A 13,845-nucleotide genomic window follows, 5' to 3' on the forward strand; every position below is an offset into this window, starting at 1 on the left:
TCCTTTTTTTTCGTCAACGTGAATTCATGAGAATATGATATCATAGACACACATGCTGCTGCGAGGGACCAGCGAACGTTTGAATTGTCGGCAAGGCCACTTGAACCTAACCTTGTGAGCAAGAGAAGGTTATTTCAGGATAGGCAGTATGGGTTTAGACAAGGTTGGTGGGAATATGGAAATTGGCGCCAGCTGCCACTTATATAAAGAGTGCAGCCACTGTGGCTTGACATTGCATTACCGTAAGTTTCCCGCTCGCGGGGGAGGCAAGCAAGGGCCGAATGCCCGAAAAAGCAGCTGCCGGAGCTGTCAGAGCCGCTTGATCCGGAACAGGAAACGCGAGGCTGCAGCATTACAAGAGATTGTGGAACCTGTTGAAAAGAGCGGGATGAGTCCGTTGGCAGAGACCGCTTCTTTAGGGCGGGCTATTGATATAGCGGAGCCGGCTCCCGCGGTGTCTGGCTTGTCCAGATCGGCAAAAAGGCGGCGCAAGCGGAAGGCGGCAAAAAGGCGGACGGAATCCGTCAAGAGCCGTCTGGAGGCAGAGATTCCGACAGTGGCCGCAACCGAACCAGCCGCTGCTGCAGTTAATCAAATGACAAGCTTCCCCTTCCCGGAGGCTCCTGTAGGCTATCCGCCCGGAGCATTGGAGAAAAAACTTCGGCCGCGGGACGGCTTTATCTCTTTAAAAGGAAAAAGCGACAAAGGCGTACGCTGGAAGTCGCCGGTGGATTTGGAGACGGCGATTTTGTTGGTAGAACAGCGGGCTGCGGTCATCGTCAATGCGTCCACGATCCGGAGATTGTATACAAACAAGTCCTTTAAGGATTACATCATGCGGCGGGATCACGGAATTTGCCAGTATTGCGGAAATCACGGCGATACCCTCGATCATATCGTCCCGAAGTCCAAGGGCGGTCACACCACGCCCGTGAACTGCGTCTGCGCTTGTTATACCTGCAATCAAGAGAAGGCGAGCCATGACGCGGAGGATTATCGGGAATGGAAACGTGGGGCGAGTACGCCGGGGACGATGGGGCGGTCGGGGAACGAACGCTTAGGGGTCACAGGTGAAATCAGCGGCATCCCCAAGGGAAAAAGAAGAAGGCGGAAGCGTTCGAGAGGAAGGAAATAGTGAGATGTCGGCTTTGTGGGGGACCATTGTCAATACCATTGCGATTGTGGTGGCAAGTCTGTTGGGGCTTGTGGTACCTAAAATGCAAGAGAGCATGCACCGTACAGTGGTGCAGGGGCTGGGCATTTTCACAAGCGTTTTAGGCGTATCTATGGCGATCAAATCAGACCGCATCCTATTTATGGCAATCAGCCTTGTGCTTGGAGCGGTTTTGGGTGAAGCGCTGCGACTGGAAGACCGTCTGGAGGCTGTGGGCCGGAGACTAGAACGCAGAGTGGGGAAAGACGGACGGGGCGAAGTGGGAAAAGCTTTCGTCACCGCATCGCTTATTTTTTGCATAGGGGCGATGGCGATACTGGGTCCTATAGACGGAGCGGTTCGGCACAATTACGATCTGCTGTATACGAAATCGCTGATGGACGGATTTTTAGCGATCATCCTTACCTCGACGCTAGGGATCGGTGTCATCTTTTCGGCCATCGCCGTTTTACTTTACCAAGGAATGATCGGACTTGCTGCCGGTGGAATCACATCACTTTTCACGGCAAGCGCCGTCGATATCGTATCCGGCGAGATGGCGGCCATCGGCGGTGTGCTGATTATCGGCGTCGGCATTAACCTGCTGGGCTTCATGAAGGTGAAAGTGGCGAACATGCTGCCGGCAGTCCTCATAATGGCTGTGCTGACTTCCATTGCGATAAGCTAAAGCGGCGCGAGGCGCTAGTTAGATTGTCTCAAAAAGATAAAAGCCTGGATCAATCCGAACCCGTTCGGATGATTCAGGCTTTTTCGTCGTTCACTACCCGCGGTCCCGGGCTTTCTTCCAATAAAAGATGGCGATTTGCGTCCGGTCCCGTAAGGAGAGTTTGCCGAGAATTTCTGTCACGTTGTTTTTCACGGTACCTTCGCTTAGAAACAGCTTTTGGGCGATTTCTTTGTTGGATAGCCCGCCGGCGATTTCGATAACCACCGCCTGTTCAGCCGGAGTCAAACCCAAGCCGTCCAGCGGATCGGCAGTATCTTCCGAAGTGGTGGCATCCCGTTTCTCCACAGCTTTGACAGCGCCGCCTTGGGCCGGGACGGCGGATAGCAAACCCGCCATTTTCCGGGCGATATTGGGATGGATAAGCATGTTCCCTTGATGAACGGTTTTGATTCCCGCGATAATCTGGTCCGGCGGAACGTTTTTTAGCATATAGCCGCCTGCTCCGTTGCGCAGCGCTTCGAGAATAAACGCATCGTCTTCGAAGGTGGTCAAAATCAGCACTGCCGTTTCCGGGCTTCGTGCCTTGATCCGTTTCGTCCCCTCCACACCGTCGCAAACCGGCATGCGGATATCCATCAAAACGAGATCCACTGGCCCGTTCGTTTCGATGAATTCCACGGCCTCTTGGCCATTGGCGCTAACGCCGGCAACCTTAATCTCCTCGTTGATATCCAGAACGATCCGTAAACTTTCTCGGATAAAAGGATCGTCATCCACGACCAAAATGCGAATCATCTCGATTAGTCCCCCGTTTCAGGCAAGTTGGTCTTCACGTCTTGGCAAGGTAGTAGTAACAGCAAACCGGCCGTTGCATTCCACGGTAACTTTTCCGCCCAAAAGCGCCGCCCGTTCCTCCATGCCGCTTATGCCGAGGCCCTTCGGCCCGATTTTCTCCGGAACAATTCCATTGTTCTCCACACGAAAAACGACCTGGCCGGGTTCCATGCGCAGCTGCACCGAAATTTCGCTTGCCTCGCCATGACGGATGGCGTTGGTCATCGCTTCCTGGGCGTTGCGGTAAAGCAGGACCTCAACGCTCGGATACAGCTCATAAAAAAGGCCGCTCACCTCGTAATGGATCGTGACCCCGTACGAATTGCCGAAATCCTCGATCAGCTTTTCCAAGGAATACTGCCTGACGGCGGAAGCCTCCGGTTTCAGCTTGCGCACGGTAGTCCGCATCGTTTCCATCGCCTCCGTCAACTGTCCCCGCACCTGACGCACGATTTCATCCGACCGGCTGTCGGACTTTCCGCTCAATTCCACGGCAGCATCCATCATGATTTTGAGCCGGATCAGCTTGTGGCCCAGATTATCGTGAAGCTCTTGAGAGATGCGGTTGCGTTCTTCGGTTTGCGCGTAATTTTCTACCTTGCGGGCGTATTCCACAAGCTGCTTCCGCGCTTCTCCCAGCTCATAATGCTTATCGCTCAATGCCGAGATCAACTCGTTCATTTCCGTAAATTGGTCGGCCATGGTTTCTGCAAAATAGAGCATGCCGAATCCAGCAAGGAAGCTCAGATTGGGAATGAAATAGCTGGCGACCTCCCCCGCCGGGGTGATCATGGCATTGAGTAGGGCGAGCAGGGCAAGACCGGGCAGCCACAGCTCCGAAGGCTTCCGGATCGATCCCGAGAAGGACAGCAAGGTCGACAGCAGCAGAAAGTACAGACAGCCCCCATAGGTATGAAAAAGATACCCGGCGAATGCCGCTTCTACGACGGCGATTGCTATGGCAAGGCGAGGCGGTATCCATCGCTCGCGAATTCTGGCGATGAGGATTAACACGAGAAGGGCGAACGTGAACATCTGATATGATTCGTAATCGGTAAGGTAAAGATTAGCGACTCCAGGCAGGAAGAGGAGGGAATAGCGCAAAAGCGCAACGATTCCGTTCAAGGGCAACACATCCTTTAATAAACCGATTATATCATGGGGGCGCTTTACCGATCTCATGACTTTCGTCATTTTGCGAACGGACTTGCGGATGCGTAGAAATGACCTTTGGTACCTGCCGGCCGTTCCAAAATTCGGTAGGATGGCAATAGAAAGAGAGCCGTGGCGCCGGATCAAGGTAACGCGACTTAGCCGGGCACTACGGATGCGGCATATAAGACGAGAGGAGCTATCACATGAATATTGTTGAGCTGGACCGGGTTACAAAACGCTACGGAACCTCTGTGCCTGTGGATCATCTGGACCTTGCCATCGAGCGAGGAGAGATCTTTGGTTTTCTTGGACCGAACGGCGCAGGTAAAAGCACCTCGATTAAAATGATCGTCGGCTTGCTTAAGCCTTCCCAAGGCACTATCAAGATCGATGGAATCGACGTTAACAAGCATCCTTTGGAAACCAAGAAGCGGATCGGCTTCGTTCCTCAAGACTTGGCGATCTATCCGAATTTGACGGCGCGGGAGAACATCCTTTTTTTCGCAAAGCTATACGGGTTGAGCGGCAAGGAACTGAATGCTAGAGCCGATGAGGCGTTGGAGTTTGTCGGCCTCACCGAGCGGCAGCAGGATAAACCAAAGGAATTTTCCGGCGGGATGAAAAGAAGATTGAATATCGCTTGCGCTATCGCTCATCGTCCTCAACTGATCATCATGGATGAACCGACAGTGGGCATTGATCCGCAGTCCCGCAATCATATATTGGAAAGCGTCAAGAAGCTGAATACGACGGGTTCCACGATCATTTATACCAGCCATTATATGGAGGAAGTCGAAGCCATCTGCACCCGAGTAGGCATTCTCGATCAAGGGCAATTGAAGGCGCTGGGCACGAAAAACGAGCTGATGAAGACGGTGGCGGAAGAAGAACGGCTGCTTATCCAGGTAACGGCGCAAAATCCGGCCGCTCTCGCTGAACTACAGCAGCATCCGCGGATTTCACATGTAATTGCAGAAGAACAAACCCTCGAATTGTACGTATCCGATTCGCAAACGATTTTGCAGGATATTCTGTTCATCCTCTCCAAGCACAGCGTGAACATTCAATCCCTCCAGCGGATTGAGCCTGATCTGGAAACACTGTTCCTGTCCTTGACCGGCAGAAAATTAAGGGATTAAGGAGGGGACGCGAATGGCCATATTGACGATCGCACGTTACGAAATTTTGCAGATGGTTCGTTCCCGCAATACATTTATTGTGTTGTTGATCTTGCCGCTTTTGCTCATTCTCATCCTGGGTTCGGCGCTAGGCAACGAGTTCAAGCCTGAAGACCGAATCGCCAAACCGGTGGGGATTGCTGTCTTTTCCGAATCTCCGGACCTGTCGGCGGCTTTTGCTGCAGCATTCGGCAGCGAAGAGGCACAAAAATACGTCCAGTCTGAGAATGTTTCTTCAGCTAAAGAGCTACTCGATACCGTGAAAAAAGGGAAGACCGATTTTGGAATCCACATCGGACCTCAAGCGGCGCAAACAAACTATGAATTGATTTCCGGCAAGTCGGATACGAAAAACATGATAGCGGAATCGGTTCTCCGCACGATCATCGATGAAGTGGACAGTAAAATAGCTACTGCCACCGTTATGGGCGGAGCAGTGAACGCCGGCCTGCCACAAGGAACAGCCGAACTGGTTACAGCGGAGCGGCTTAACGCGGATGACAAAGAGCCTACGGCTATGCAGTATTATTCGTCAGCCCAATTGGTCATGTTCCTGCTATTCGCCGGCGCATCTGCAGGAGGCGGGCTCGCATGGGATCGGGAGAACCGCACGCTGGAGCGCAAATTTGCCGCTCCCATTCGGGGCACCTGGGTCCTGTACGGCAAGATGCTGGGGCGCGGCGCCGTTTCAGCGGTGCAAGCGTTACTGATCATCGTCTTCACTAAGTTCGTGTATGGCGTAGATTGGGGCCATAATCTCGGATATGTCGCTCTCGTTTGCCTGCTTGTCATTATTGCCTCCCTTAGCATCGCGCTGCTTCTGGCACTGTTGGTTAAATCCGGATCCAGCGTGGATAACATCTATTCGTTGATCATCTTTTTGATGACCTTTATCAGCGGAGGGATGTGGCCAGGGATTGGTGGAATTATTGGGAAGATTGCGAAGGGGACGATCAGCTATTGGGCGGCGAATAGCTTCAACCGGATGATGTCGGGTTTTGATCCCTCAGCCTTCCTGCCCGGAATCGGAACGCTGGCGGGGTTGTCGTTGGGTTTACTGCTTGCCGCTCTAATCGTATACCGAAAGGTGGGATACAATGAATAGCCTGACGATAGCCCTCAATATGATAAAGCGGGTGATGGGGACCAAGAGGGGTTTATTCTTCACGATTCTGTTGCCGGTTGCCGTCGTTTCTATGATCATCGGCATCGCGGGCGGTCAGGGTACCTATCAGGGCAAAATCGTGTATTGGAATCAAGATCAAGGCACGCTCGGTGCTGAGGTCATATCCGCTCTGGGCAATGGGGAGAACGTAAAGCTCGTGCCGGTCGAATCCAAAGATAAAGGGGAAAATGAAGTCGTTAACCGCAATGCCGATGTGCTGATGGTCGTCCCTCCGGATTTTTCCGCCTCGCTGCTGCAGGGAAAAGGGGAACAAATCCGGTTGCAGTATCTGACGCAAAGTGAAGCTACGGCTGGGATCGAGGTCATGCTGAAGCAATTGACGGGCTCATTTGCTGGATTTGCGGATGCTGCCCGTGCCGCCGGACATACCGGAGAGGAATTGCGTAAGCAGGTGGATGCCATGATCGCGGCGAAGAACCAGGGAACGTCGGTGGTTGCGGTAACCACAGCAGGCTCCCACGGCGATCCCTCCCTGCAGATGGTCATCGGCTTTCTGATGTTCTTCATGATGCTTTCCGTTTCCCGAACAGTCGGTTTTATTTTAGAGGACCGCAGCCAGCAAACGATGTCCCGAATATACGCGGCTCCAGTCACCAAGCTACAAATTACCTTCGGCAATTTCCTTGGCAGCCTGCTTGTCGGGATGCTGCAGATTCTCTTCTTGCTCCTTTTCACGATCTATGTCGTCGGATTCAACTACGGTACGGATTTCGGTTCCTTGTTTGTCATCCTGTCCTTTTTCATGCTGGCGGCGATGGGGATTGCCACGATGATCGCTAATATGGCGAGAAGCCAAAATATGGTGGGTATTCTCAACAATCTGGTCATTACGCCCTCCTGTATGATCGGTGGCTGCTTCTGGCCGGTCAGTATGATGCCGAACGCGATGCAGAAGCTGGCCAATTTTGTCCCGCATAAATGGGCGATCGAGGCGATCGTCGATTTGTCCAACGGCAGCCATCTTTCGGATATCGGCTTGAATCTGGCCATCCTTGCCCTGTTTGCTCTTGTACTGTTAGCTTTCGGCGCGGCATCCTTGCGGCCTGCCGATACGGTTGAGAATTAAAGGCTGATTAGCGATAAACAAACAACCCGGCTTCTTAGAAGTCGGGTTGTTTGCTGTTAACGTTTAAAGTTATCCGGACCATCGGATGGATTCCGCTAACTGCTGCCATTTCCATGGAGTCGCACGTTCACTCCTTCCCGCCCCATATTGGGAGGGATCGGCGTGGATAGCATCCGATTATCGTTTCCGGATCGGGGTTTAATGCCAGTTTCTCCGCCACGGTAACTGCACCCGATGGCTGATACCATCAGCATGAGGGCAAACATCGCCGCGAACAGTCGCTTCATCGTGTTGTGCATGTTATTGGATGTGGGTCTTCGTTCCGGAAAGGAAGAGGTCGCTCAGCTGCTGCTCGATTTGACCGATGGAATCCTGGTTTCGCTGCAATTGTCGGCGGCTGGCGTCCATTTGCGATTCCAACTGGTTTTGGGATTGTTGCAGCTCGTCCCGCAGATTTTGCAGCTTGAGAATGACCTGCCGCACTTGGCTGGAGAAATTGTCTGCCCCTGTTTTTGCAATGGCGGCTTGGGCTTGCTGCATCTGCATTTTACGGTTTTCCTCTAGCTGTTGCTGAAATTGTTGATAGCTGGTTGTTTGTTGGGGGTTGTTCGAGTACGTCACCGCGAGCACCCTTTCCTCATGGAGTTTCTCTTAGAGTGTCCCGAATGCGAGCTTTTATCAAAAAATACAAAAATTGCTGCATCTTTCTTGTCACGGTAGGCGTCATATATCTATACAAACCTAAAATTATACTATAAATTACATAATATGGGTTAGTTATTTAGCTTTTACTGGCGCCCTAGTAAGAAGGGATGAAAAGAGTGAAGAAGACCGTATGCGCTTGTCTGGTCCTGCTGTTTCTCGTCTTGCTGGCGTCAAGTTGCGGGTCAGTGGAGGATAAGAAGGCATATAAGGATTGGCTGTGGTTCACCGCTAATGATCAGCATTTTTTCATCAATATAAGCGATGCTGTCGAAGGCAAAGAGACCGTAGTCCCAGTCAGCGCTTTCGACCGTAAGGTGATTGACGTGAAAGGGGCGGGCTCCCTCTACCCCCAGAAGATATCCGATGATGGCAGCAAGGTGTTTTATGGCAGTAAACCGTCGGATGGCGGGGTGCAATCCCTCTATTATGATTTGGCGGCCAGGAGGATTATGACGGAAGCGGAAGCCGAAGCCTTTCAAACCAGCATGGGGCCGGTTATTTTTCATGCATATGGAGAACCGGAAACCTACCGTCAGAAGGATGGAACGATTTCTACCCTGCACTTGGATTTAAATGATCAGGTAAAAGGCAGCTTATACCGCATGATTTATTCTCCCGACCGCAGCCAATTCGCCTATCAGGGCGAGGACGCGGATCACGTCAAATATTTGCTTATTTATGATCTGGCCAAAAACGCTATTATCGATCACGTGAAAATCGGTAAGGATTTGTCTGAGCGGAATTGTTCCTTTTATATCTCCCAATGGTACCCTCCTCATACGATATTGCTAACGAATAATCATGAAGCCTATCGATATGATCCGGATATGAAAAAACTGGAAACCATCGGAAAATATCTGTTTTATCCGAATCTTACTGCTGACGGGAAATATCTCGTGTATTCGAAGCCAAGCGGGGCTGTGTCCGAGGATGAGGCGTTGGCGCAGCTGCCTGACTATGGTGAGACCGGGCTGTTTATCGTGGAAAATAAACCGGGAGCTGAACCGCATAAAATCATTGTGCAGGACGTTAATCAAATCTCCGATCAGGATATGCTGCCCCGGCAAATGCTTCATACAAAAATACCTTTCGAGCTTGGAGACGTGAACAACACGAACCCGCAAGCCGAGGCGGCTATTTATCGCTTTTTGAACACGTTTATCGATGCCGTTAAGTCTGGCGACCCGAATCAATTAGACTCTCGCTTAAACCTGGAGCCCAAGCTTTATGCACATATGTCAAGCCTCGTGAAAAAAACCTACGCCAACGGCATATTGTATAGGGTAAGCCTGCAGGATGTCCGTTTCGGTGAGGAGACAAATCAGGATAACCGTTGGGTCGTCCATTTCAAGGTGAAGCTTACCCGTGATTCCAAAGGAAAGACCGATCAAGTCGAGTTGAACAGCACTGCCACTTTGCAGGAAGAATCGGATGGGAGCATGCGTTGGGTCAAGCTGGAGAAATTTTTGAAATAACAGGAATCCTCGAAAATGCAACTAAATCTGCGGCTGCGGCGTCTATTTTCAGAATGATTCAGAGGCAGCTTCAGAGGCTGAGGCAACAAATGGAGGGGATCTGGAAAATATCATGAAATGTTCACACTTTTTTAAGCAAAACCATCCCCTTATGCAGGTACAATGGGATGATGAATTTATAGAAGACTGTGAGGGATGAATATCCAACATGAGAAGGAATAGAAGAGTTAAGAAACCGTCCTACCGTCGCAATATTCTCATTGCGCTTGGCGCAATTCTTATAACCGTGTTTGTTGGCAGCGGTATTTATGCGGCCGTCCTTTATCATAAAGCTAATTCGGCTATCGATAAAATGGGTACTCACGAGAATCCGTCGAGCAACTCCGCTTCCGCAAGCGGCAACAACACGGATGATGGCAATCCGGGTATCACCAAACCGGTCACGTTTCTGCTAACGGCGGTGGATAACCGCAATGACGGAGCGAATAATTCCATGAACACCGACGTCATGATGATCGTCGCCCTTGACCCGAAGACCCAGACCGCTACTATGTTGTCCTTGCCACGGGATCTTCGGTTGAATACGAAAGATATCACTCCGCACAAAATCAACTATTACTATTCTCATTTCTATGCGCAAGATAAAGATACGGCAATCACGAAGACGAAAGAATTGTTTTCCGATATGTTTCAGATTCCCATCGACTACATGGCGGTCATTGACTTTAAAGGCTTCCGCGATGTGGTCGACGAACTGGGCGGCGTAACCGTAGACGTCGACATGGACATGAGATACGTGGACAACGAGGACGGAACGAATATCGATTTGAAAGCCGGCATTCAAAAGCTTGACGGCAAAAACGCTCTTGATTTCGTGCGTTACCGGAAGTCCAACATGGGTACCGCGGAGTCCTCCGACTTTGCCCGCAATGACCGGCAGCAGGCTGTGCTGAGCGAGCTGCTCGACAAGATGACCTCCCTCGGCGGCATTACGAAGTGGGGAGGCCTGCTGGATATCGCCGGTGAAAATGTGCGGACGGATATTCCCGTGTCGCAAATTCACGACTGGATCAAGTCCTTCCGCAAGCTGAAGCCCAATACGATGGAATCTACCGCGCTTGTCGGTGACTGGATCAGCCCATATGTCGTACCGAAGGAAGAGGATTTGGTGAAAGCGGTGGATGGTATCCGTGCTCGTCTCGGTTTGCCTCTTCTCGCCGATGCCAATAATCATAATGAAGTACTGGCTGCCAACGTCAACGTATCCGGCAGTAAAAGCGGAAGTATGGTCGCATCCAGCGGGATCGGCAACTCTGGCTCATCTTCCTCCAGTAAAAGCGGCGGTAAAAAGCAACTGGCGGATTCAACCACGACTCCGAATCGAGGCAAGGGTGCGGAAGTGAAGCAACCAACGGCAACGCCGGATCCAACCCCGGCTAATGAACCGGAGGATCAAGACGGCGAAACGGCAACGTCTCCTGCGACTTCTACGCCGGATGCCGGCGTTCAGCCCAGCCCGACGGGATCGAATTCAGCAACTCCGCCATCAACACCCACTCCAACTGTACCAGCGGCAACTCCGACACCTTCGCCGGCTACGCAGCAAAACACGCAACCTTCAACAGGCGCTTCAACAGGAGCGAATGGGGGCAAGTAATCGACTACCGGCAATACGTAAATTGAACGGGAAGACCAGAAGCAAGAGCTCTGGTCTTCTTTTATTTTTTAGAAAAGAAATCGGTCGAACTTTATCCTGGAAAGGTCATCTTTCGCCCATCATGAGAATGAATTTCATCACTCGCTCTTGGATTTTGAAGCCATATGATTGATTTGGATCCAGATAAGAGCATGATATAGAAGAATTTAGGTGATCTGAAGTTGGGCTTGGCAGAGCGAACTGTTATAAAAAGATGGGGAGTTGTTTGGTATGCCAATGCGCGTCAGGGTGGCTGTTATGATGTGTGTTTTTTCATCTGTACTATTCTGTTTTATATGCTGATGCAGCGGCTAAATGGGGGTTGAATCGAGAAATGGCAAAAAGAAAGAAGTAATACATAGAATTTTCCATGAAGTGATTGACTTCACATGAAAGAAAACGCTTTTGTTGTAATATGAGATGGGAAAAGCACGGACTTTTCTTTCCTGACTTGGCCTATCTCTAACCGGCTTGAGAGGAGGGACACCATGGGAGACTTATTGAGCAAGCTTGGCGAGCAAAACTTCCTGAATAAGGAGGAAATCGTCCATTTTCTGAGTCATCTTACGGCGGAAACCAAAACCCGTCTGTTTCGAATGGCAGATGAAACACGGCAGCTACATTATAGTAAAAGCGTTTACATGCGCGGTTTGATTGAATTTTCCAATTACTGCCGGCGTGACTGTATGTACTGCGGCTTGCGTAAATCCAATCCAAAAGTAGATCGTTATCGGTTGACGGAAGACGAAATCCTGATGTGCTGCGAAGAAGGCTACGCTTTAGGATATCGTTCTTTTGTTTTACAAAGCGGCGAAGATTTCACTTTTACCAGCCGGATTCTTACCCGCATCATTCAGGAAATCAAGAGGCGGTTTCCCGATTCGGCGGTCACTCTTTCCATCGGGGAGAGGGACGAGGAATTTTACCGCAAGTTGTATGAGGCAGGTGCCGATCGTTTTTTGCTCAGGCATGAAACGGCATCGCGGTCTCTGTATGAATCGCTTCATCCCAGCATGTCCTATGATAACCGCATCGAATGCCTTCATACACTAAAGCGGATTGGTTATCAGGTAGGGGCAGGCTTTATGGTCGGCCTTCCCGGACAAACGTTGGAACACCTAGCCGAAGATCTTCTGTTCTTGAAGGATTTGCATCCGGAAATGATCGGCATCGGACCCTTCATTCCTCATAGCGCTACTCCTTTGCGAGAAGCGACTGGAGGAACGGTGGAGGATACGCTGGTTATGATCGCGATGGCAAGGCTCTTTGTTCCTGATGCGCTCATGCCGGCGACAACTGCTATGGGCACTCTCGATCCGATCGGAAGAGAGAAGGCTTTATCTGCAGGGGCTAATGTGGTGATGCCGATTTTGTCACCATTATCGGTTCGCGAGAAGTACGCTCTTTATGAAAACAAGATCTGCACCGGCGATGAATCCGCCCACTGTCGACACTGTATCGAAATGAGAATCGTTTCATCCGGCTACCGCATCGACCTCGGAAGAGGGGATCATTGCAGTTATCCGAGCCCGGTAGCATAAGGAATTCGGTTGATACGGCAGGCTGATGCGTCCGTCTGATATTTAGGTAAATCCACTTGTGAAAACTTTCACTTATTCTGTCCACCAGGTTTCAATTCGTCCTTTTTCCCATATTATCGAGGTTTCGGGAAATCGGAATGGATTCATTTATACGAAGGAGGATTACAGATGTCTATTTTACCGAAGAAGAACTCGCTGGGCTTTTTCGAAATTCGCCTTGAGTCCATCGGCGGTCTCGGAGCCAACCTGGCCGGCAAAATGCTTGCCGAAACCGGTGCGCTGGGCCTTGGCCTGAACGCTTCCAACTTCTCTTCCTACGGTTCGGAGAAGAAAGGTACCCCGGTGAAGAGCTTCGTCCGCTTGTGCGATCCGAATGTCGATATTCGCGACCACAGTCCGATTGAAGAACCCCATTTAGTAGCCGTGTTCCACGAAGCGCTCTACAAGACGGTCAACGTCGTCAGCGGACTTCCCGCAGACGGGGTTGTACTGGTCAACACCACTCGGGATTTTGATGAAGTGCGGCGGGATTTGAAGATGGAATATGGCACACTTGCCATCGTCGATGCCATGGGGATCGCCGTTGAAGAGAAGACCAAGGTCAACACCTCTATGCTGGGCGCTATGTTCCGCATCTGTGATTTTCTCGACCCCGAAGCCATGCGCTCCGTCATCCGCAGCACCTTTGAGAAGAAATATCCGCACCTGGTTGAGCCGAACCTGCGCACCTTTGACCGTGGCTATAATGAAGTGAAGTTCAAAACCTATGAAGTTCCGGAAGGCGCCGAGGGCAAAGCCTTTAAACGCCCGCTTCCGGCATACGGGTACGCTACCCAGCCTTTGGGCGGCGTCATTCTCAACACCGGCAACAGCCTCATGAAGGACCTGAGCGGTTCCCGCCAAGGCTTCCTTCCTGAGCTCAACACCGAAACCTGTATCCACTGCGCCAACTGCGACGCCATCTGCCCGGATTTCTGCTTCGTTTGGGAAGAAGGCGAAGACAAGCGCGGCCGCAAGCAACAGTTCTTGCGCGGCATCGATTATCAATATTGCAAAGGCTGTCTGAAATGCGTAGATGTTTGTCCTACGAACGCACTCAGCACCAAGCGTGAAGAAGTCGGTTTTGCCGAACAAAACCGCGTAGCCCAATTCTTTGGAAAACGTTAAT

Annotated in this window: 13 protein-coding genes; 9 read left to right on the top strand and 4 right to left on the bottom strand. The window is 51.1% G+C overall.

Annotated features, from left to right (window positions below):
• The first annotated feature begins 397 nt into the window (after positions 1 to 397).
• Both TJ79_RS26180 and TJ79_RS19800 read left to right on the top strand, forming a co-directional pair.
• Positions 398 to 1,135, top strand: coding sequence for an HNH endonuclease (locus TJ79_RS26180; RefSeq protein ID WP_162162977.1), 738 nt, complete (start codon positions 398 to 400; stop codon positions 1,133 to 1,135).
• 4 nt (positions 1,136 to 1,139) lie between these two features.
• Positions 1,140 to 1,841, top strand: coding sequence for a DUF554 domain-containing protein (locus tag TJ79_RS19800; protein ID WP_040952075.1), 702 nt, complete (start codon positions 1,140 to 1,142; stop codon positions 1,839 to 1,841).
• Positions 1,842 to 1,934: 93 nt separating this feature from the next.
• On the opposite strand, the gene TJ79_RS19805 is transcribed toward TJ79_RS19800, so the two are convergent.
• Entirely contained in the window at positions 1,935 to 2,636 is a 702-nt protein-coding gene (locus TJ79_RS19805) for a response regulator transcription factor (RefSeq protein WP_040952076.1), read from the bottom strand.
• Positions 2,637 to 2,654: 18 nt separating this feature from the next.
• Complete coding sequence (locus tag TJ79_RS19810) at positions 2,655 to 3,800, bottom strand: sensor histidine kinase (protein WP_040952077.1); 1,146 nt, start codon at positions 3,798 to 3,800, stop codon at positions 2,655 to 2,657.
• A gap of 233 nt (positions 3,801 to 4,033) precedes the next feature.
• On the opposite strand from TJ79_RS19810, the gene TJ79_RS19815 reads away from it, so the two are divergent.
• From TJ79_RS19815 to TJ79_RS26185, 3 genes are read left to right on the top strand one after another with little or no spacing between them, the layout of a single operon-like run.
• A complete protein-coding gene (locus TJ79_RS19815; RefSeq protein ID WP_040952078.1) occupies positions 4,034 to 4,969 on the top strand; it encodes an ABC transporter ATP-binding protein in 936 nt (311 codons plus the stop codon).
• 13 nt (positions 4,970 to 4,982) lie between these two features.
• Positions 4,983 to 6,113, top strand: coding sequence for an ABC transporter permease (locus tag TJ79_RS19820; RefSeq protein WP_040952079.1), 1,131 nt, complete (start codon positions 4,983 to 4,985; stop codon positions 6,111 to 6,113).
• On the top strand, positions 6,106 to 7,260 hold the full coding sequence (locus TJ79_RS26185) for an ABC transporter permease (protein WP_052339781.1): 1,155 nt from the start codon (positions 6,106 to 6,108) through the stop codon (positions 7,258 to 7,260). Before TJ79_RS19820 ends, TJ79_RS26185 begins: the two co-directional genes overlap by 8 nt.
• 95 nt (positions 7,261 to 7,355) lie before the next feature.
• Here the strand turns inward: TJ79_RS26185 and TJ79_RS28245 are convergent, their stop codons facing one another.
• Positions 7,356 to 7,547, bottom strand: a complete 192-nt coding sequence (locus tag TJ79_RS28245; protein WP_238323082.1) for a hypothetical protein — start codon at positions 7,545 to 7,547, stop codon at positions 7,356 to 7,358.
• Positions 7,548 to 7,560: 13 nt separating this feature from the next.
• Complete coding sequence (locus tag TJ79_RS19830) at positions 7,561 to 7,881, bottom strand: hypothetical protein (protein ID WP_155987967.1); 321 nt, start codon at positions 7,879 to 7,881, stop codon at positions 7,561 to 7,563.
• 200 nt (positions 7,882 to 8,081) lie between these two features.
• Here TJ79_RS19830 and TJ79_RS19835 point away from each other — a divergent pair, with 200 nt between their 5' ends.
• The 4 genes from TJ79_RS19835 to TJ79_RS19850 all read left to right on the top strand — a co-directional run bounded on the left by TJ79_RS19835 (position 8,082) and on the right by TJ79_RS19850 (position 13,844).
• Complete coding sequence (locus TJ79_RS19835; RefSeq protein WP_040952081.1) at positions 8,082 to 9,440, top strand: TcaA NTF2-like domain-containing protein; 1,359 nt, start codon at positions 8,082 to 8,084, stop codon at positions 9,438 to 9,440.
• Between the two features lie 208 nt (positions 9,441 to 9,648).
• Positions 9,649 to 11,097, top strand: coding sequence for an LCP family protein (locus TJ79_RS19840; protein ID WP_052339782.1), 1,449 nt, complete (start codon positions 9,649 to 9,651; stop codon positions 11,095 to 11,097).
• 527 nt (positions 11,098 to 11,624) lie between these two features.
• The gene (hydE, locus tag TJ79_RS19845; protein WP_040952082.1) at positions 11,625 to 12,677 is read left to right on the top strand and encodes a [FeFe] hydrogenase H-cluster radical SAM maturase HydE; all 1,053 of its coding nucleotides are present in this window, start codon (positions 11,625 to 11,627) and stop codon (positions 12,675 to 12,677) included.
• Between the two features lie 168 nt (positions 12,678 to 12,845).
• Entirely contained in the window at positions 12,846 to 13,844 is a 999-nt protein-coding gene (locus tag TJ79_RS19850) for a 2-oxoacid:acceptor oxidoreductase family protein (protein ID WP_040952083.1), read from the top strand.
• Position 13,845 lies beyond the last annotated feature (1 nt).

The sequence above is a fragment of the Gorillibacterium massiliense genome, from assembly GCF_000455485.1.
GTDB lineage: Bacteria > Bacillota > Bacilli > Paenibacillales > NBRC-103111 > Gorillibacterium > Gorillibacterium massiliense.